This window comes from Streptomyces alanosinicus, from assembly GCF_014650595.1.
In the GTDB taxonomy this organism is placed as follows: domain Bacteria; phylum Actinomycetota; class Actinomycetes; order Streptomycetales; family Streptomycetaceae; genus Streptomyces; species Streptomyces alanosinicus.
Genome location: NZ_BMVG01000021.1, coordinates 25,677 through 44,414 on the forward strand (window position 1 = coordinate 25,677; position 18,738 = coordinate 44,414).

The window sequence follows — 18,738 nt, forward strand, 5'->3', positions numbered from 1 at the left end:
CCACCTGGCCACGTAGAAGTGCGCCCGCAGGAGGTCATGCCCGTGCGCCCCACCGCCGCTCTCTCCGCCCTCCTCACCGCCGCCCTCGCCGCCACCGCGCTCACCGCCTGCGGCAACGGCTCCGGCAGCAGCCCGAACACGCTCAAGGTGTCGTACAAGGAGTCGACCGACAACTCGGTGAAGGTGATGGACACCTATCTCGCCGGGATCAAGAAGGAGTTCGAGAAGAGGTATCCCGGCAAGAAGGTCGAGTTCGTGCCGATCAAGGCTCCGGACTCGGAGTACTACACCAAGGTGCAGCAGATGCTGCGCTCGCCGCGGACCGCGCCGGATCTGGTCTACGAGGACACCTTCCTCATCAACTCCGACATCACCAGCGGGTACTTGAAACCGCTCGACCCGTATCTGGCGAAGTGGCCGGACTGGGGCCGGTTCATCGACTCCGCGAAGGCGGCCGCCAGGGGGCAGGACGGCAAGACGTACGGCGTGCCGGACGGGACCGACACCCGCGGCCTGTGGTTCGACAAGCGGGTGTTCGCGAAGGCCGGGCTGCCCGCGAACTGGCAGCCGAAGACCTGGGACGACGTCCTCGCCGCGGCCCGCACCATCAAGCGGAAGGTGCCCGGTGTCACCCCGCTCAACGTCTACACCGGAAAGCCGGCCGGTGAACGCTCCACCATGCAGGGCTTCGAGATGCTCCTGTACGGCACGGGCAACGGCACCGCCGATCCCCTGTACGACAGCGGCAGCAAGAAGTGGATCGCCGGGAGCCAGGGTTTCACCGACTCGCTCCAGTTCATCGAGACCGTGTACAAGGAGAAACTCGGGCCCGATGTCTCCGACGCCCTCGATCCCAACTTCGCCACCGCCGTCAACGGCGAGCTGCTCCCCCAGGGCAAGCTCGGCATCGACCTCGACGGCTCCTGGCTGCCGCAGGCCTGGCTCCCCGGCAGCGGCCACGAGTGGCCCGACTGGTCCAGGCGGCTGGGGCTCGCGTACATGCCGACACAGTCCGGGCAGGCGCCGGGCAAGGTGAGCATGTCCGGCGGCTGGACCTGGGCGATCCCGGCCAAGGCGGGCCACTCGGACCTCGCCTTCGACTTCATCAGGACGATGCAGACCGAGGCGAACGCCAAGAAGTGGTACATCGCCAACTCCGGCATCTCGGTGCGCAAGGACGTCGCGCAGGACCCCTCGTACGCGACCGCCCAGCCCGGCATCAAGTTCTTCACCGACCTGGTCGCTGCCACGCACTACCGGCCGGCCTATCCGGCGTACCCGAAGGTGTCGACCGCCATCCAGGAGGCGATGGAGAGCGTGACGACCGGTGACCGGTCCGCGCAGAAGGCGGCGAGTACCTACGACGACACGCTCAAGGACGTCACCGGCGGCCAAGTGACCGGCAGGTGAAGCCGCAGCGCCGGCTCGTCCGGTCTCTTCCCCTCGCCCCCACCGTCGTCCTGCTGCTGCTCTTCCTGGCCGGACCGATCGCCTACTGCGTCTACATCGCCTTCACCGACCTGCAGTTGACCGGTCAGGCCCACTCCTCGTTCACCGGGTTCGCCAACTTCCGGCACGCCTTCGGCGACCCGGAGTTCCGCAACGCCGTCTGGCTGACGCTGGTGTTCACCGTGCTGTCCTCGCTCGTCGGGCAGAACACCCTGGGGCTCGCCCTGGCCGCGCTGATGAAGCGGGCCTCCAAGCCGGTGCGCACGCTCACCGGCGGGGTCGTCATCACCGCGTGGGTGCTGCCGGAGGTCGTCGCCGGGTTTCTGCTGTACGCGTTCTTCCGGCGCGAGGGAACGCTCAACGCCATCCTGGACGGGCTCCATCTGCCGCGTCAGAACTGGCTGTTCACGCTGCCCATCCTCGCCGTGTCCTTCGCCAACGTCTGGCGCGGCACGGCGTTCTCGATGCTCGTCTACTCCGCCGCCCTCGACGAGATCCCGAGCGAGATCACCGAGGCGGCGGAGGTGGACGGGGCCGGCGGCTGGCGGCGGATGTGGCACATCACCCTGCCGATGATCCGGCGGTCCATCGGCACGAACCTCATGCTCAACACCCTGCAGACGCTGTCCGTCTTCGGGCTGATCTGGGTGATGACCCGGGGCGGGCCCGGGAACAAGAGCCAGACCCTGCCGCTGTTCATGTACGAACAGGCCTTCCAGAACAGCATGATCGGGTACGGCACCGCGGTCGCCCTGCTTCTGCTGCTCGTCGGGTCCCTGTTCTCGGTCGTGTATCTGCGGCTGCTGCGGACGGAGGTCTGATGGCCCGCACCCGTGCCTCCCGCCGGCTCGTCGCCGACATCTGTCTGCTGGCCGTGGCCGTCGCCTTCGCGCTGCCCCTCGCCTGGGTGGTGCTGTCCTGCGTGGATCCGCACGCCGGTCTGCGGGTCAGGGTCCCGGGCGGGCTCACCCTGGACAACTTCCACGCGATCCTGACCCCGGACATCACCTACACGCCGCTGCTCAACAGTCTGATCCTGTGCGGCGGCGGCACCGCGCTGACCGTCGCGTGCGCCGCGCTCGCCGCGTATCCGCTCTCCCGGTTCCGTTCCCGGCTCAACCGGCCGTTCCTGCTGACGATCCTGTTCGCGACGAGCCTGCCGATCACCGCGATCATGGTGCCGGTGTACGCGCTGTTCGTGCGGGTGAACCTGATCGACACCCTGCAGGGCACGATCTTCTTCTTCGCCGCCTCCCAACTCCCCTTCGCCGTCTGGCTGATGAAGAACTTCATGGACGGGGTGCCGAGGGAGCTGGAGGAGGCGGCCTGGACGGACGGGGCGAACTCACTGCAGTCCCTGGTGCGGATCGTGCTGCCGCTGATGGGACCGGGGCTCGCCGTCGTCACCGTGTTCTCGTTCGTGATGATGTGGGGGAACTTCTTCGTCCCGTTCATGCTGCTGCTCACCCCGGACCAGATGCCGGCCTCGGTCAGCATCAACGACTTCTTCGGCAACCGGGGCATGGTGGCGTACGGGCAGCTCGCCGCGTTCTCCGTCATCTATTCGACGCCGGTGATCCTGCTCTACGTCCTGGTGGCCCGCAGGCTGGGCGGCGGTTTCGCGCTGGGCGGGGCGGTCAAGGGGTGACGGGAAGAGGTGTTCCGTCCGTTACATACCGAACGGCCGGAACTGTACGTTCCGACAATCGGTGATCCTGTCGGAACAGACCGTAGCCATCCGGCCACGGCGCCCTTAGCTTGTGCGAGGTGCGCCAACCCTCAGCCCCTCCGTTCAACGCCCTGGCGGCCCGCCGGCTGCGCGCCGCGCTCGGCATGGGTCCCGAGCACGTCGCCTACGGCCTGCGGGCCTCGTACGGGATGCCGTACGTCACCCCCGACCTCGTGATGGCCTGGGAGCGCGGCGCCGCCGCGCCGAGCGGCCCGGAACTCACCGCGCTCGCGGGCGTGCTGTGGTGCTCTCCGGGGGAACTCATCAGCCGCCCCCGCACCCTGCGCGAACACCGGATCGCCCGCGGGATCGCGCCCGAGGACGTGGCCCGCGCCATCGGCGTCGACCTGCGCGCGTACGTGCGGATGGAGGAGAGCGGGACCTGGCGCGGCAACGAGCGCCAGTCGGCCGCGCTGGCGGAGCTGCTGCAGCTGGCCCTGCCGGACTTCGTGGCCGTCACGGGCCGCGAGGAGAAGCTCGCCGAGCTGCTGCACAGCGCGGTGACCACCCGCTGGCAGGCCTATGTGCGGCCGGTGGCGAAGCTGGCACCGGTGGGCCGAGGCGTCCTGGAGGAGATCCTGCAGGAACTGCACCAGGACTACCAGGGCCACATGGCCGCCACCCTCAGCTGGGGCGGCGGCAGCAGGGAGTCCAGCACGCCCGGCAAGGAGTTCCTGGACGGGATCGTGGACACCTTCTGGGCGGCCGTCGAGAACAGGACCGCCTGAAAGCGCCTGCCCGGCTCCTGCCCGAAGGCTCCTAGAAGACCGACTCGGCCTCGTCCATCCGGTCCTTCGGCACCGTCTTCAGCTCGGTGACCGCCTCCGCGAGCGGCACCATCACGATGTCGGTGCCGCGCAGCGCGGTCATCCGGCCGAACTCGCCGCGGTGCGCGGCCTCGACGGCGTGCCAGCCGAAGCGGGTGGCGAGGACGCGGTCGTAGGCCGTCGGGACGCCGCCGCGCTGGACGTGGCCGAGAATGACCGGCTTGGCCTCCTTGCCGAGGCGGCGCTCCAGCTCGTACGCCAGGGCGGTGCCGATGCCCTGGAAGCGCTCGTGGCCGTACTGGTCGATCTCGCCCTTGCCGTAGTCCATGGTGCCCTCGGCGGGGTGGGCGCCCTCGGCGACGCAGATGACGGCGAACTTCTTGCCGCGAGCGAAGCGCTCCTCGACCATCTTGACCAGGTGGGCGGGGTCGAAGGGCCGCTCGGGCAGACAGATGCCGTGGGCGCCGGCGGCCATGCCGGACTCCAGGGCGATCCAGCCGGCGTGCCGGCCCATGACCTCGACGACCATCACGCGCTGGTGGGACTCGGCGGTGGTCTTCAGCCGGTCCATCGCCTCGGTCGCGACGCCGACGGCGGTGTCGAAGCCGAAGGTGCGGTCGGTGGAGGAGATGTCGTTGTCGATGGTCTTGGGCACGCCGACGACGGGCAGGCCCGCGTCGGAGAGCATGCGGGCCGCGGTCAGGGTGCCCTCGCCACCGATCGGGATCAGCGCGTCGATGCCGAACTCCTCGACCATGTCGGCGGCGCCCTCGCAGGCCTCGCGCAGCCGGTCGCGCTCCAGCCGGGAGGAGCCGAGGATGGTGCCGCCGCGAGCCAGGATGCCGCTGACGGCGTCCAGGTCGAGGCCGCGGAAGTGCCGGTCGAGCAGACCCCGGTAGCCGTCCTCGAAGCCGATGACCTCGTCGCCGTACTGCGCCACCGCCCGGTGCACGACCGACCGGATCACGGCGTTCAGGCCGGGGCAGTCGCCGCCTGCGGTGAGAACTCCGATGCGCATGCTGCTGTGTCTCCTGCTCGCTGTCGGTGCCGGTGAGCCAGTGCCGATTGTTCCACGTTCGCCGGGACGATGAATCCCTTGACGGGCGCCTTATCCGGCATCAAGGGTATTGTCAAGAGGGTTGAGCTCACCTGGGTGAGCGATTTTTATGCCAAAGGCGCGACATAAAAGACATATGACATGAGGAACGGAGTGGACGCGTGACGCGCAGCGTGTACGTGACCGGGATCGATCGGGGTGACGGCCGCCAGGTCGTGGAACTGGGAGTCATGGAGCTGCTGACCCGGCAGATCGACCGGGTGGGCGTCTTCCGTCCGCTGGTGCATGACGGCCCCGATCGCCTGTTCGAGTTGCTGCGGGCGCGCTACCGCCTCGCACAGGATCCCGCGACGGTCTACGGCATGGACTACCACGAGGCGACCGCGCTCCAGGCCGAGCGGGGCACCGACGAACTGGTCTCGGCCCTGGTCGACCGCTTCCACCTGGTGGCACGCGACTACGACGTCGTCCTCGTCCTCGGTACCGACTTCGCCGACACCCAGATGCCGGACGAGCTGTCCCTGAACGCACGCCTCGCCAACGAGTTCGGCGCCTCGGTGATCCCGGTGGTCGGCGGCCGCAGGCAGTCCGCCGAGTCCGTGCTGGCCGAGACCCGCAACGCCTACCGCGCCTACGACGGCCTCGGCTGCGATGTGCTCGCCGTGGCCGTCAACCGGGTGGCCCGCGAGGACCGCGACCTGATCGCCGAGTGGCTCGACGCCCGGATGCCGGTGCCCTGCTATGTGCTGCCCGACGAGCCCGCGCTGTCCGCGCCGACCGTCTCCCAGATCGCCCACGCCCTCGACGCCAGAATCCTGCTCGGCGACGACTCGGGCCTCGCCCGGGACGCGCTGGACTTCGTGTTCGGCGGCGCGATGCTGCCGAACCTGCTCACCGCCCTGACCCCGGGCTGTCTCGTCGTCACCCCGGGCGACCGCGCCGACCTGGTCGTCGGCTCACTGGCCGCGCACAGCGCCGGCACCCCGCCGATAGCCGGCGTCCTGCTGACCCTGAACGAGGTGCCGACCCAGGAGATCCTCACCCTCGCGGCCCGGCTCGCCCCCGGCACCCCGGTGCTGTCCGTGACCGGCAACAGCTTCCCCACCGCCGAGCAGCTGTTCTCGCTGGAGGGGAAGATGACCGCGGCCACCCCGCGCAAGGCGGAGACCGCCCTCGGCCTGTTCGAGCGGTACGCCGACACCGCCGACCTGGCCCGCCGGGTCTCGGCGCCGAGCAGCGACCGGGTCACCCCGATGATGTTCGAGCACAAGCTCCTCGAACAGGCCCGCTCCGACAGGCGACGGGTCGTCCTCCCGGAGGGCACCGAGTCACGGGTGCTGCACGCGGCCGAGGTGCTGCTGCGCCGGGGCGTCTGCGACCTGACCCTGCTCGGGCCCGAGGACCAGATCCGCAAGAAGGCCGCCGACCTCGGCATCGACCTCGGCGACACCCAGCTGCTCGACCCCGCCGCCTCCGAACTGCGTGACTCCTTCGCCGAGAAGTACGCGGCGCTGCGCGCCCACAAGGGCGTCACGGTCGAGCTGGCCTACGACGTCGTATCGGATGTCAACTACTTCGGCACCCTGATGGTCCAGGAGGGCCTGGCCGACGGCATGGTGTCCGGTTCGGTGCACTCCACGGCGGCCACCATCCGGCCCGCCTTCGAGATCATCAAGACCATGCCGGACTCCTCCATCGTCTCGTCCGTCTTCTTCATGTGCCTGGCCGACAAGGTGCTGGTCTACGGCGACTGCGCGGTCAACCCGGACCCGGACGCGCAGGCGCTCGCGGACATCGCCGTCCAGTCGGCGGGTACGGCCGCGCGGTTCGGCGTGGAGCCCAGGATCGCGATGCTGTCGTACTCCACCGGCACCTCCGGCTCGGGCGCCGACGTCGACAAGGTGCGCGAGGCCACCGAGCTGGCGCGCTCGCGCCGGCCCGACCTGAAGATCGAGGGACCGATCCAGTACGACGCGGCCGTGGAGCCGTCGGTCGCGGCCACCAAGCTGCCGGAGTCCGATGTCGCCGGGCAGGCAACGGTTCTGATCTTCCCGGACCTCAATACAGGTAACAACACGTACAAGGCCGTGCAGCGCTCGGCCGGCGCGATCGCCGTCGGGCCGGTTCTGCAAGGGCTGCGCAAGCCGGTCAACGACCTGTCCCGAGGCGCCCTCGTCCAGGACATCGTCAACACCGTCGCCATCACGGCGATCCAGGCCCAGACGCCCGCCAACTGACCTCGAACAGAGAGCACTTGAACCCCGTGTCAGCAACCCGCGCGGCGCACCGCGTCCTCGTCCTGAACTCCGGCTCCTCGTCGGTGAAGTACCAACTGCTCGACATGCGCGACGCGAGCAGGCTCGCCGCCGGTCTGGTGGAGCGCATCGGCGAGCAGACCTCCCGGCTGAAGCACAGCTGTCTCGCCACCGGTGAGACGCGTGAGCACACCGGGCCCATCGCCGACCACGACGCCGCGCTGAAGGCGGTCGCTGAGGAGCTGACCCGGGACGGCCTCGGCCTCGACTCCCCGGAGCTGGCCGCCATCGGGCACCGGGTGGTGCACGGCGGGATGTTCTTCACCGAGCCGACCGTCGTCGACGACGAGGTGCTCGCCGAGATCGAGCGGCTGATCCCGGTCGCCCCGCTGCACAACCCGGCCAACCTCACCGGCATCCGCACCGCGCAGGCGCTCCGCCCCGACCTGCCCCAGGTCGCCGTCTTCGACACCGCGTTCCACACGACGATGCCGGAGTCCGCGGCGCGCTACGCGATCGACCCGAAGACCGCCGACCGCCACCGCATCCGCCGCTACGGCTTCCACGGCACCTCGCACGCCTATGTCTCGCGGGAGACCGCGCGGCTGCTGGGCAAGGACCCCTCCGAGGTCAATGTGATCGTGCTGCACCTGGGCAACGGCGCCTCGGCGTCCGCCGTGGAGAAGGGCCGGTGCGTGGACACCTCCATGGGGATGACACCGCTGGAGGGGCTCGTGATGGGGACGCGCTCCGGTGATCTGGATCCCGCCGTCATCTTCCATTTGGCACGGGTTGGCGGAATGTCCATGGACGAGATCGACACTCTTCTCAACAAGAGGAGCGGCCTGTTCGGTCTGTGTGGGGACAACGACATGCGGGAGATCCGCCGCCGGATCGACGAGGGGGACGAAGAGGCCGCTCTCGCGTTCGACATTTACATTCACCGGCTCAAGAAGTACATCGGCGCTTATTACGCCGTCCTCGGACAGGTGGACGCGGTCGCGTTCACGGCCGGGGTCGGCGAGAACGCGGCGCCCGTGCGGGAGGCGGCGATCTCGGGCCTGGCGGGGCTGGGCCTGGCGGTCGACCCGGAGCTGAACGCGGTGCGAGCGGACCGGGCCAGGATCGTCTCGCCGAAGGGTGCGCGGGTGGCGGTGGCCGTGGTGCCGACGGATGAAGAACTGGAGATCGCGACGCAGACCTACGCACTGGTCGGAAAGAACAACTGAATAGCACCTGAGCGGTGTGTCACTCATTTGTATCTTCCGCCAGACGGAATATTCCGTAGCGAAACAAACCGATAGGATCGCCCCATGCGCCGTTCGAAAATCGTCTGTACTCTCGGCCCCGCGGTCGACTCCCACGAGATGCTCGTCGCCATGATCGAGGCGGGCATGAATGTGGCCCGGTTCAACTTCAGCCACGGCACCCACGCCGAGCACCAGACGCGGTACGACCGCGTCCGGGCCGCGGCCAAGGAGACCGGCCGGGCCATCGGTGTCCTCGCCGACCTCCAGGGCCCGAAGATCCGCCTGGAGACCTTCGCCGAGGGCCCGGTCGAGCTCGAGCGCGGTGACGAGTTCGTCATCACGACCGAGGACGTCCCGGGCGACAAGCACATCTGCGGTACGACGTACAAGGGGCTGCCGGGCGACGTCTCGCGCGGCGACCAGGTCCTGATCAACGACGGCAACGTCGAGCTGAAGGTCCTGGACGTCGAGGGCCCCCAGGTCAAGACGATCGTCATCGAGGGCGGCGTCGTCTCCGACCACAAGGGCATCAACCTGCCCGGCGCGGCCGTCAACGTGCCCGCGCTCAGCGAGAAGGACGTCGAGGACCTGCGCTTCGCCCTCCGCATGGGCTGCGACATGGTCGCGCTGTCCTTCGTCCGGGACGCCAAGGACGTACAGGACGTCCACCGCGTCATGGACGAGGAGGGCCGCCGGGTCCCGGTGATCGCCAAGGTGGAGAAGCCGCAGGCGGTGCAGAACATGGAGGACGTCGTCGCGGCCTTCGACGCCGTGATGGTGGCCCGTGGTGACCTCGCCGTCGAGTACCCGCTCGAGAAGGTCCCCATGGTGCAGAAGCGCCTGATCGAGCTGTGCCGGCGCAACGCCAAGCCGGTGATCGTGGCGACCCAGATGATGGAGTCGATGATCACCAACTCCCGTCCGACCCGCGCCGAGGCCTCCGACGTGGCCAACGCGATCCTGGACGGCGCCGACGCGGTCATGCTGAGCGCCGAGTCGTCGGTGGGCGCCTACCCGGTCGAGACCGTCCGGACGATGTCGAAGATCGTCAAGGCCGCCGAGGAGGAGCTGCTCTCCAAGGGCCTGCAGCCGCTGGTGCCGGGCAAGAAGCCGCGCACGCAGGGTGGTTCGGTGGCCCGTGCGGCCTGCGAGATCGCCGACTTCCTCGGCGGCCGCGGCCTGATCGCCTTCACCCAGTCCGGTGACACCGCGCGCCGGCTCTCCCGCTATCGCGCGACCCAGCCGATCATCGCCTTCACCACGGACGAGGGCACCCGCAACCAGCTCACCCTGAGCTGGGGCGTGGAGTCGCACATCGTGCCGTTCGTGAACACCACGGACGAGATGGTCGACCTGGTGGACCAGGAGATCGCCAAGCTGGGCCGCTTCGACACGGGCGACACGGTCATCATCACCGCCGGCTCGCCCCCCGGCGTCCCCGGCACCACCAACATGCTCCGCGTCCACCACCTGGGCACACAGGGCAACTGACAAGCCCGGCAAGGGTGTTGTACGGCGCTGAGGGCGCCCCCTGGACCAGGGGGCGCCCTCAGCTGTGTGCGGCTCCCGAACGGGCTTGTGGGACCGGTCAGTCGGTCGTGTACACATGCATGCCGGGCACATGCAGGTTGCCGCCGAACTGTGCGGCCTGGGTCACCTTGACGTTGGTGAAGTAGATCAGCGGCAGGTTCAGCGGGGGCGGACTGTCGGGGCTGAACGTCATCGGGATCAGACCGAACAGGTTGCCCGAGAGCTTCTCCGTGTACATCACGGTGTCGCCGCCCCGGATGGTGGACGTCGAGCCCTTGGACGCCTGCACGTGATAGGTCTTGCCCGAGAGCGTGTCCTGCACCGTCTGGTGCAGGTCACCGATGTCCGTGCCGTCGGAGATGACGTACTTCAGCACCTTCTTGGTGGCGCCGGACGCCGTCTTCACCTCGACGATGCCCTTGTAGTCGGCGCCCTTGAGCAGCAGCGAGCTGGCGTCCAGATGCCAGGGGTCGTCCGCCACCGGCACCTTGTTGTCGACACCGCCCTGGTCGTCCGTGGCGACCGGACAGTCCGAGGGGGCGGAGGAACTCGCGGACGGGCTCGGCGTGGCCGAACCGGCCGCCTGGGCCGTGTCCTTCGCCGTCTTGGAGACCGAGTCAGTGGTCGTCTTGACCGTGTCGGTGGTCTTCTTGACGGTGTCGGTCGTGTTCTTGACCGTGCCGTCGACCGCCTTGCCCGCCGTGGAGGCGGTGTCCTTCACGGTGTCCGACAGCTTGGCGGCCGAGGACGACGCGTCCGACGTGCCCGACGCGTCCGGGGACGCGGTGGCCGACGGAGTCGCGGACGGCGACGGGCTCGCGGACGAGGAGCCGGAGTCCTTGCCGCCACCGGTGAGGAGGCCGCCGAGGGTGTCGCCGAGGGTGTCCAGCAGACCACCGCTGGACTTGGACGCCGACGGCGTGGGCGTGGCCGAGTCGCCGGACGAACCCGACGAGCCGGAGCCCGAGCCCGAGCCGGCGGAGCCGGACGTCGCGGTCGGCTTGGGCGAGGCCTGGCCGTCGGCACCTGAATCCGACGAAGAGGTCTTGCCCGAGTCGCCGGACGTCGTGTCCTTCGAGCCCTTCGAGTCCGTGGCGTCACCGCTCGCCGACGGCGTCGGCGTGGCCGTGTCGGCGGACTTGCTCGGCGAGGCGGACGGCGACGGCGAGGACGAGGCGTCCTTGGAGTCGCCCAGCGCCTTCACGCAGTCCTTGTACTCGTCGGCCGTCAGGCTCTTCGACGTCGTCGAGGGGGTCGGGCTGCCGCCACCGTCAGCCAGGGCGAGCGTGGACGTGAAGCCCATGCCCATCAGCACCGCCGTCGGCATCGCCACGGAGGCGATCGCCTTGCCGGCCGGCATGTGGAACCTGGTGAACAGCGGCCTTCTGGGGGCCGCGTGGCGGGGCCCGGTTCTCACGCGGGACCCGTCCTCGTCGGTCCCGCGGGTCACCTCGTCAGCCGGCACTGTGCCTCCCGTTCGCCCCGTTGGCCGGGTTCGTTCCTGACAGGTCGTGGTTCCCGAACATGTCCGTGGGCTGGTCCGGCAGCGCCGCGGCCTGCGGGGCACCGCCCTCGCCCGGAGCCGCCTCGGCGGGCGGCTGCGGCTGCGCGGGCGCGCCCGGCGACCAGGCCACGGCCATCGCGCCGCCGATCATCGCGGTCAGGAAGCCGACGATGAAGCCGCCGATGTTGGACATCGGAATGGACACCAGCGCCAGCAGGATCGCCGCGACACCCCCGAAGACGCGGATGTGCTGCTGGACCCAGAGGCTGATGCCGATGACGATGAGCAGCACACCGATGATCAGGGAACCGGAGCCACCGGGCGTCCCCATCGTCATCGTGAGGTGGGCCAGCGGCAGGTGTGCGTACGGGATGTACAGGATGAGAAAGCCGCCGAGCATGACCAACAGTCCGGCCCAGAACGGACGGGTGCCCCGCCAGGCGCGGAACTGCAGCCTCCGGCGGGTGAACTGGCCGGGCGCGGCGGCAGAAGTCTCGGCGCTCATGGAAAACAGCTCCCTGGTGCGGCGTTGCTGTGGTGGTGATGTGTGCCGCGTGTGAAACGCGGCCGGAGACTGCGCGGGCGGGGGTGCCACCGGCTCCCCCGCCCGTCAGCGAGTGCTCAGTAGCACTCGTGCGTACCCGTCTGCACCGACATGTGCAGACCGCTGAGCTTGAAGGTTCCGGCCGTGGTCGCCCAGGCCGTCTGCTTCACGCCGGTCAGCGTGGCCGAGTCGGCCTGCTGTGCGAAGCCGTACGGGTTGGACTGCTCCTTCCCGCCCTTCATGCCCGGACCCTTGTTGGCGTCCTTGGCGGCAACACCGATGTCGATGTTGTTGAAGGTGGCGTCGGCACCGAGGTCGTCGACGTCGATGTAGAGGTTGTCGGCCTCGACCGGCTTGCCGCCGCCGCCCGCCTTCAGCACCAGGCTGACCGAGCCGAGCACCGGGATGTCCGGCGTGACGACGGACTGGCACATGTTGCTGATCGAGGCGCTCTTGAAGGCCGAGACCGCGACCGGGTGAGCCGTCTTCTGCCCGCTGAGGGTGTAGCCGTCGTCGATCGCGCCGTACTGCTCGAAGCCGTTACCGACCAGTTTGTCGGCGGTCACCTTGAACGACTGACCTGACACACTGAACGACGCGGCGAGAGCGCCCTGCGCGAGGGCGACACCTATGCACGCCGTGGCGGCCACGCTGGGCACCATGACCACAGCGAACCGCTTCCATCTGGTCCCGCCACGCACCTGGGACTCCATTTTTCCTCCTTCTCGGACGTACATCTCCTGGCCCGGAATCGCCCCAGTCAGGGGCTCAGCCAGGCAGGGATGGGAGAAGTGCTACGTCCTCGGGAAGGAGAACGCCCGCGCCCGGGGCTCGCGAACCGCGCCCGAATCACCGGCGATCACCCCCGAGCGACAACCACTGGTCGCGCCTGACACGCATCACGCACAACCTTGCTGGACAGGCTTCGCCGGGTGGGCGAAGACCCCCCTGCCCGAGAGCCGGCGCCACTGCCGCCGGCTCTGCCCGGTGGGGACCCAGAGTCTCCCGTGACCCGACCGGCTGTCGGGGTGCGGGAATGGACCGAGCGTCGCCGATCGTGGTGCATTCTCGGCGCGGGCACAAGGGGGTTCGTTACTGGCTAGTAACGGCTGGATAACCGGAGTACGACCGACCGGTCTCGGAGCGCGACGCTATGTTGCATCTATGGGCAGAGCAAAGCCGTTGATCCCTGGATAAAACCAGACAGATCAACGGCTTCGACTTACTCCGAGTAACAACTTCCGCGATTACCAAGATTTGGTAAAGCGGGGTCACCCTGACGTCTCGTCGGCGAACCTTTCACCCCGGCATCACAAGCCGTGGCGTTTAGTGACTGGTCAGAACAACGCCCGCGCGAGCGCCCTGCGCGCCCCGATCACCCGCGGATCGTCGGGGCCCACGACCTCGAACAGCTCCAGCAGCCGGCGTCGTACCGTGTCCCGGTCGTCACCGGCGGTGTGGCGCACGGCCTCGATCAGCCGCCCGAAGGCGTCCTCGACATGGCCGCCCACCAGGTCCAGATCAGCGGCGGCGATCTGTGCGGCGGCGTCCCGCGGCTGGTCGGCGGCCTCCCGGCGGACCTTCTGCGGATCGAAGCCCTGCACCCGCTGCAGCAACTCGGCCTGCGCCAGGCCCAGCTTGGCCTCGGGGTGGGCCGGGTCGTCGGCCAGCACATTCTTGTAGGCCCGGACGGCGCCGGCCAGGTCACCGGCGTCCAGGGCGTCGGCGGCCGCGTTCAGCGCCGCGTCGTACGGGCCCTCCGGGGCCTCGGTGACCGTGTCGCCCGGCTGGGCGTCCGCGTCGACGCTCAGTCCGGTGATCCCGAAGCGCTGCTCGGCGACCTGCACCAGCTGGTCCAGGGTCTCCCGGATCTGCTGCTCGCCGGCGGCTCCCTGGAAGAGCGGCAGCGCCTGCCCCGCGACGACCGCGAAGACGGCCGGGATCCCCTGGACCCCGAACTGCTGCATCAGCATCTGGTTGGCGTCGACGTCGATCTTGGCGAGGAGGATGCGCCCGGCGTACTCGACGGCCAGCCGCTCCAGGACCGGGCTCAGCTGCTTGCAGGGCTGACACCACTCGGCCCAGAAGTCGATGACGACGGGGACTTCGGCGGACCGCTGCAGGACATCCCGCTCGAACCCCGCCTCATCGACGTCGATGACGAGATCGGCCGGGGCGACCGCCCCCGTACCGCCCTGCCGGGCGGCCTCGGCGCGCGTCTGCTCGGCCTTGGCCTTGGCCTCTTGGGCCGCCTTCACCGCGGCGAGGTCGACGACGCCGCTCATGGACATGTTCCGTGGCTGCATGCGTCTATCCTCCCCCGTCACCGCGCTGGAATGAAAAAGTCGTCTGTGCGGGCGCCGGGTCCCCACCCCACGCCCGGTGGTCGTCGCCCGTGTACGTCCCTCACGAGCTGCCCGAGCTTTCGCTACGACTCGTAGCGTAATGCCATCCGGACCCCGCGCGACACCACCCCCCGGTGATCTCCCTCACGACCGCACAGTTCCCGCCGGTTATGGTCAAGGGATGCAGAGCCGCACTCCCGCCAGCCGCACGGGGCGTCCGCGCAGCGCCGCGGCGGACACCGCGATCCTGGCCGCGACCAGGGACGCGCTGGTGGAACTCGGCTGGTCCAAGCTCACCCTGGGAGACGTGGCGACGCGCGCCGGGGTTGCGAAGACGACGCTGTACCGTCGCTGGGCCGGCAAGCCGGAGCTGGTGTGCGACGCGGTGGCGGAGCTGTTCGACGAGCTGGAACTGCCCGACCGCGGCAGTCTCGCGGCCGACATCGAGGGCGTGGTCCTGCAGTTCGCCGCGATCCTGGCCCGACCGGAGGCGAAGAGCGGGCTGATGGCGGTCGTCGCCGAGTCCACCCGCGACGACGCCCTGCGCGAGCGCATCCGCGCCTCCATCGTGGAGCGTCAGATGCGGCTGGTTCTGGAGGGCCGCGCACGCGCCCAGAGCCGGGGCGAGCTCCCTGCGGAACCCGACCCGGCGGAATCCGCGCGCACGGTGGACCTGATCTTCGACGTGGTGGCGGGCGCGGTCGTCCACCGCACCCTGGTGAGCGGCAAGCCGGCGGACGAGGACTGGGTCCACAGCTTCACCCGGGTACTGCTGCTGGGCCTGTCGGGGTCATCCGAACAGACATAGCCCGAGGGGTCCAGAGGCGAAGCCCCCTGGGCCCCGGGGCCCCTGGCCCCCCGGCCCCCCGGGGGCATCCCGTCCGCACCGGGCGGCAGGCGGGACTTTCGCAACACGCCCTAGAAGCCGGCCGGCTCCGTGTACACCCCCCACTCGTCCCGCAGCACCCCGCAGATCTCGCCCAGCGTCGCCTCCGCCCGCACCGCGTCCAGCATCGGCTCGATCATGTTGGAGCCGTCCCGCGCCGCACCCAGCATCGCGTCCAGCGCCGACCGCACCGCCGCCTCGTCCCGCGCCTGCTTCCGCGCGCCCAGCACCCGCACCTGCTCCCGCTCCACCTCATGGCTCACCCGCAGGATCTCCAGATCCCCGGTGACGGACCCGGTGGCGACGTTGACGCCGACGACCTTCTTGTCGCCCTTCTCCAGCGCCTGCTGGTACTGGAACGCGGACTCGGCGATCTCGCCGGTGAACCAGCCGTCCTCGATCCCGCGCAGGATCCCGGAGGTGATCGGCCCGATCGGGTGCCGCCCGTCCGGGTGGGCCCGCAGCCCCCGCTCCTTGATCTGCTCGAAGATCTTCTCCGCGTCGGCCTCGATCCGGTCCGTCAGCTGCTCGACGAACCACGAACCGCCCAGCGGATCCGCCACGTTGGCGACCCCGGTCTCCTCCATCAGCACCTGCTGTGTGCGCAGCGCGATCTCGGCGGCCTGCTCGCTGGGCAGGGCCAGCGTCTCGTCGAGCGCGTTGGTGTGCAGCGAGTTGGTCCCGCCGAGCACGGCGGCCAGCGCCTCCACGGCCGTACGCACCACGTTGTTGTACGGCTGCTGCGCGGTCAGCGAGACACCGGCGGTCTGCGTGTGGAACCGCAGCCACTGGGCCTTCTCGGACCGCGCCCCGTACACGTCCCGCATCCACCGCGCCCAGATCCTGCGCGCCGCGCGGAACTTGGCGATCTCCTCGAAGAAGTCGACGTGCGCGTCGAAGAAGAAGGAGAGACCGGGCGCGAAGACGTCGACGTCCAGGCCGCGGCTGAGCCCCAGCTCGACGTACCCGAAGCCGTCCGCCAGCGTGTACGCCAGCTCCTGCGCGGCCGTCGCCCCGGCCTCGCGGATGTGGTAGCCGGAGACGGACAGCGGCTTGTAGGCGGGGATGCCGGCCGCGCAGTACTCCATCAGGTCGCCGATGAGCCGCAGATGGGGCTCCGGCTGGAAGAGCCACTCCTTCTGCGCGATGTACTCCTTGAAGATGTCGGTCTGGAGGGTCCCGTTGAGCACCGAGGGATCCACGCCCTGCCGCTCCGCGGCGACCAGATACATACAGAAGACGGGCACGGCGGGCCCGCTGATCGTCATGGAGGTCGTGACGTCCCCGAGCGGGATGCCCTTGAACAGGACCTCCATGTCGGCGGCGGAGTCGATGGCGACGCCGCAGTGCCCGACCTCGCCGAGCGAGCGCGGGTCGTCGGAGTCGCGCCCCATGAGCGTCGGCATGTCGAAGGCGACGGACAGCCCGCCGCCGCCCGCGGCCAGGATCATCTTGTAGCGCTCGTTGGTCTGCTCGGCGTTGCCGAACCCGGCGAACTGGCGGATCGTCCAGGTGCGCCCGCGGTAGCCGGTCGGATGGAGCCCGCGCGTGAAGGGGTACTCCCCGGGCCAGCCGATCCGCTCGAACCCCTCGTACATGTCACCGGGCCGGGGCCCGTACACCGGCTCCACGGGATCACCGGACAGCGTGCTGAAGTCGGCGTCGCGCGTACGCGCCGCGTCAAACCGTGCCTGCCACCGCCGGCGGCCTTCCTCAATGGCGTGAGCATCCATACCTTCGAATTTACTAGGACGTCCTAGTAAATGTCGATGGCGAACCGGAACGTCCTAGCGGTGCTCCGGCAGCGGTGGGTGCGGGCGCGAGGCGCCAGAAGGCAACCGTTACGCTCGACGCCATGAAGAAGAGCGTCTTGACCCGCTACCGGGTGATGGCCTATGTCACGGCCGTGCTGCTGATCGCACTGACCATCGGCGTGATCGGGAAGCGCCTGCTGCACATGGATGGATTCGACAGTTTCGTGACAGGTGTCGGTATCGCCCACGGCTGGCTGTACGTCATCTATCTGGTCTTCGCCTTCGACCTGGGCAACAAGGCGAAGATGCCGCTGGGCCGCCTTCTGTGGATGCTGCTCGCCGGCACCATCCCCACCGCCGCCTTCTTCGTCGAGCGCCGGGTGACGCGCGAGGTCCAGCCGCTCATCGCCGAGGAACCCGCACCCAAGCCGGCCGCGGTCTGATACCGGCGCGGCCACAGCCGCGCCGACGGGAACTCACTTCGTGATGAAGTGGCACTGCGTCGCGCGAAGCCTGCCATTCACATAGAACCTCGCACACGCCTTGCCGTAGTGGGGCAGCGTCCGCGCACCGGCCCTGCGCAGCGGGTCACCCTTGCACTCCGTGTGGGTCACGCCGCGCGAGGTCTTGTAGATCCTGTTCTCGGTGTCCGCGTAGCCGAAGTCGATCCTCCAGTTGCAGAACTTGGAAAAGGTGACGGCAAGCCCGAAGCAGTCGACACCCGCAAGCTCGGAGCTGATGCGTTTGCCCGAGCCTTCGATGCTGTGCGTGAGGAAGCAGCCCACGGGCACCTTCACGCCCGCGCCGTGCAGGTCGTAGCTGAAACTCCCGATGACCGCCGTCCCCGTCGCGCCCGCGTAGGCCGGACCCGACGACACAAGCGAGCCAGCGGCACCAAGTGCCAGCACGCTCGCGACGGTCAGTGCCTTGCGAACCACTGTTGCGACGCCCACTACTGCTCCCTGTCCTGAGGATGAGACCCGAGGACGAACCGGTTTCCGATCATCCGATTCGTCCCCCAAAGGATCTCAAGGTCATCCTCCAGGGTGAGCGTTTCTGCAGCTCAGCGAGGTGAAATCCACTGTTGAGGAGTACAGGCCACGCGACGGCTGACGTTCGTCAGTCCTCGTCGAAATCATGTGCCGCGACCCGTAGGGGGCGGAGCATGGCGAAGATCTCGGCGCATTCCTCCGCGTCGTACACACCGAGTCCGAAATCCATGGCCATGAGGTCGCGGGTGGCGGCGTCGACCACCTCGCGGCCCCTGTCGGTGATGACGGCGAGCGTGCCGCGCCCGTCGTTGGGGTTGGGGCGTTTGGCGACCAGCCCCGACGTCACCAGGCGGTCCACGGTGTTCGTCACGGACGTGGGATGCACCATGAGCCGCTCACCGATCTTGGACATGGGCAGCTCGCCGGCCTTGGAGAAGGTGAGCAGCACCAGTGCCTCGTAGCGTGCGAACGTCAGTCCGTACGGCTTGACCACCGCGTCCACCTCGGCGAGCAGGATCTGCTGGGCCCGCATGATCGAGGTGATCGCGGCCATGGACGGCACGTTTCCCCAGCGCTGCTTCCAGTGCTCGTCGGCACGGGCGATGGGGTCGAAGGGGAGACTGAGTGGCTTCGGCACGTCATGAGACCCTACCGGCCGGTCATATTCCGGGCAGCC

Annotated in this window: 17 protein-coding genes; 9 read left to right on the forward strand and 8 right to left on the reverse strand. The window is 69.1% G+C overall.

Annotated features, from left to right (window positions below; translation table 11 throughout):
* The first annotated feature begins 36 nt into the window (after positions 1–36).
* The 4 genes from IE277_RS31125 to IE277_RS31140 all read left to right on the forward strand — a co-directional run bounded on the left by IE277_RS31125 (position 37) and on the right by IE277_RS31140 (position 3,906).
* Positions 37–1,410: an extracellular solute-binding protein gene (locus IE277_RS31125; RefSeq protein WP_189957043.1), complete on the forward strand. Its 1,374-nt coding sequence runs from the start codon at positions 37–39 to the stop codon at positions 1,408–1,410.
* Positions 1,407–2,270, forward strand: coding sequence for a carbohydrate ABC transporter permease (locus IE277_RS31130; protein ID WP_189957044.1), 864 nt, complete (start codon positions 1,407–1,409; stop codon positions 2,268–2,270). Before IE277_RS31125 ends, IE277_RS31130 begins: the two co-directional genes overlap by 4 nt.
* The gene (locus tag IE277_RS31135; RefSeq protein ID WP_189957045.1) at positions 2,270–3,097 is read left to right on the forward strand and encodes a carbohydrate ABC transporter permease; all 828 of its coding nucleotides are present in this window, start codon (positions 2,270–2,272) and stop codon (positions 3,095–3,097) included. Before IE277_RS31130 ends, IE277_RS31135 begins: the two co-directional genes overlap by 1 nt.
* Before the next feature lie 110 nt (positions 3,098–3,207).
* Positions 3,208–3,906, forward strand: a complete 699-nt coding sequence (locus IE277_RS31140) for a helix-turn-helix domain-containing protein (RefSeq protein WP_189957046.1) — start codon at positions 3,208–3,210, stop codon at positions 3,904–3,906.
* Positions 3,907–3,937: 31 nt separating this feature from the next.
* On the opposite strand, the gene IE277_RS31145 is transcribed toward IE277_RS31140, so the two are convergent.
* A complete protein-coding gene (locus IE277_RS31145) occupies positions 3,938–4,963 on the reverse strand; it encodes an ATP-dependent 6-phosphofructokinase (RefSeq protein WP_189957047.1) in 1,026 nt (341 codons plus the stop codon).
* A 200-nt stretch (positions 4,964–5,163) separates the two neighbouring features.
* On the opposite strand from IE277_RS31145, the gene pta reads away from it, so the two are divergent.
* From pta to pyk, 3 genes are all read left to right on the forward strand, one after another.
* A complete protein-coding gene (gene pta / locus IE277_RS31150; RefSeq protein ID WP_189957048.1) occupies positions 5,164–7,239 on the forward strand; it encodes a phosphate acetyltransferase in 2,076 nt (691 codons plus the stop codon).
* 26 nt (positions 7,240–7,265) lie between these two features.
* The gene (locus tag IE277_RS31155; RefSeq protein ID WP_189957049.1) at positions 7,266–8,486 is read left to right on the forward strand and encodes an acetate kinase; all 1,221 of its coding nucleotides are present in this window, start codon (positions 7,266–7,268) and stop codon (positions 8,484–8,486) included.
* Positions 8,487–8,570: 84 nt separating this feature from the next.
* The gene (gene pyk / locus IE277_RS31160; RefSeq protein WP_189957050.1) at positions 8,571–9,998 is read left to right on the forward strand and encodes a pyruvate kinase; all 1,428 of its coding nucleotides are present in this window, start codon (positions 8,571–8,573) and stop codon (positions 9,996–9,998) included.
* A 97-nt stretch (positions 9,999–10,095) separates the two neighbouring features.
* Here pyk and IE277_RS31165 read toward each other — a convergent pair whose 3' ends face one another.
* From IE277_RS31165 to IE277_RS31180, 4 genes are all read right to left on the reverse strand, one after another.
* Positions 10,096–11,502, reverse strand: coding sequence for a hypothetical protein (locus IE277_RS31165; RefSeq protein ID WP_189957051.1), 1,407 nt, complete (start codon positions 11,500–11,502; stop codon positions 10,096–10,098).
* Positions 11,492–12,046: a DUF6114 domain-containing protein gene (locus IE277_RS31170; RefSeq protein ID WP_189957052.1), complete on the reverse strand. Its 555-nt coding sequence runs from the start codon at positions 12,044–12,046 to the stop codon at positions 11,492–11,494. The genes IE277_RS31165 and IE277_RS31170 overlap by 11 nt, the downstream gene beginning before the upstream one ends.
* Positions 12,047–12,162: 116 nt before the next feature.
* The gene (locus IE277_RS31175) at positions 12,163–12,798 is read right to left on the reverse strand and encodes a DUF6230 family protein (RefSeq protein ID WP_189957053.1); all 636 of its coding nucleotides are present in this window, start codon (positions 12,796–12,798) and stop codon (positions 12,163–12,165) included.
* 624 nt (positions 12,799–13,422) lie between these two features.
* Positions 13,423–14,391 carry a tetratricopeptide repeat protein gene (locus IE277_RS31180; protein ID WP_189957054.1) on the reverse strand — a complete coding sequence of 323 codons (969 nt, stop codon included), beginning with the start codon at positions 14,389–14,391 and terminating at the stop codon, positions 13,423–13,425.
* Between the two features lie 220 nt (positions 14,392–14,611).
* On the opposite strand from IE277_RS31180, the gene IE277_RS31185 reads away from it, so the two are divergent.
* Complete coding sequence (locus IE277_RS31185; RefSeq protein WP_189957055.1) at positions 14,612–15,238, forward strand: TetR/AcrR family transcriptional regulator; 627 nt, start codon at positions 14,612–14,614, stop codon at positions 15,236–15,238.
* Between the two features lie 110 nt (positions 15,239–15,348).
* Here the strand turns inward: IE277_RS31185 and icmA are convergent, their stop codons facing one another.
* Positions 15,349–17,049: a coenzyme B12-dependent isobutyryl-CoA mutase large subunit gene (gene icmA, locus IE277_RS31190; RefSeq protein WP_189957056.1), complete on the reverse strand. Its 1,701-nt coding sequence runs from the start codon at positions 17,047–17,049 to the stop codon at positions 15,349–15,351.
* A gap of 122 nt (positions 17,050–17,171) precedes the next feature.
* Here icmA and IE277_RS31195 point away from each other — a divergent pair, with 122 nt between their 5' ends.
* The gene (locus tag IE277_RS31195; protein ID WP_189957057.1) at positions 17,172–17,513 is read left to right on the forward strand and encodes a DUF3817 domain-containing protein; all 342 of its coding nucleotides are present in this window, start codon (positions 17,172–17,174) and stop codon (positions 17,511–17,513) included.
* A 33-nt stretch (positions 17,514–17,546) separates the two neighbouring features.
* On the opposite strand, the gene IE277_RS31200 is transcribed toward IE277_RS31195, so the two are convergent.
* Both IE277_RS31200 and IE277_RS31205 read right to left on the reverse strand, forming a co-directional pair.
* A complete protein-coding gene (locus IE277_RS31200; protein ID WP_229882106.1) occupies positions 17,547–18,023 on the reverse strand; it encodes a hypothetical protein in 477 nt (158 codons plus the stop codon).
* A gap of 166 nt (positions 18,024–18,189) precedes the next feature.
* Positions 18,190–18,699, reverse strand: a complete 510-nt coding sequence (locus IE277_RS31205; RefSeq protein WP_189957058.1) for a MarR family winged helix-turn-helix transcriptional regulator — start codon at positions 18,697–18,699, stop codon at positions 18,190–18,192.
* Between the last annotated feature and the right edge of the window lie 39 nt (positions 18,700–18,738).

Bases quoted from the DNA above. Each gene is read 5' to 3' on its own strand.
- IE277_RS31125 (WP_189957043.1), top strand. From the start codon at position 37: ATGCCCGTGCGCCCCACCGCCGCTCTCTCCGCCCTCCTCACCGCCGCC.
- IE277_RS31135 (WP_189957045.1), top strand. From the start codon at position 2,270: ATGGCCCGCACCCGTGCCTCCCGCCGGCTCGTCGCCGACATCTGTCTG.
- IE277_RS31145 (WP_189957047.1), bottom strand. From the start codon at position 4,963: ATGCGCATCGGAGTTCTCACCGCAGGCGGCGACTGCCCCGGCCTGAAC.
- pyk (WP_189957050.1), top strand. From the start codon at position 8,571: ATGCGCCGTTCGAAAATCGTCTGTACTCTCGGCCCCGCGGTCGACTCC.
- IE277_RS31170 (WP_189957052.1), bottom strand. From the start codon at position 12,046: ATGAGCGCCGAGACTTCTGCCGCCGCGCCCGGCCAGTTCACCCGCCGG.
- IE277_RS31175 (WP_189957053.1), bottom strand. From the start codon at position 12,798: ATGGAGTCCCAGGTGCGTGGCGGGACCAGATGGAAGCGGTTCGCTGTG.
- IE277_RS31180 (WP_189957054.1), bottom strand. From the start codon at position 14,391: ATGCAGCCACGGAACATGTCCATGAGCGGCGTCGTCGACCTCGCCGCG.
- IE277_RS31185 (WP_189957055.1), top strand. From the start codon at position 14,612: ATGCAGAGCCGCACTCCCGCCAGCCGCACGGGGCGTCCGCGCAGCGCC.
- icmA (WP_189957056.1), bottom strand. From the start codon at position 17,049: ATGGATGCTCACGCCATTGAGGAAGGCCGCCGGCGGTGGCAGGCACGG.
- IE277_RS31195 (WP_189957057.1), top strand. From the start codon at position 17,172: ATGAAGAAGAGCGTCTTGACCCGCTACCGGGTGATGGCCTATGTCACG.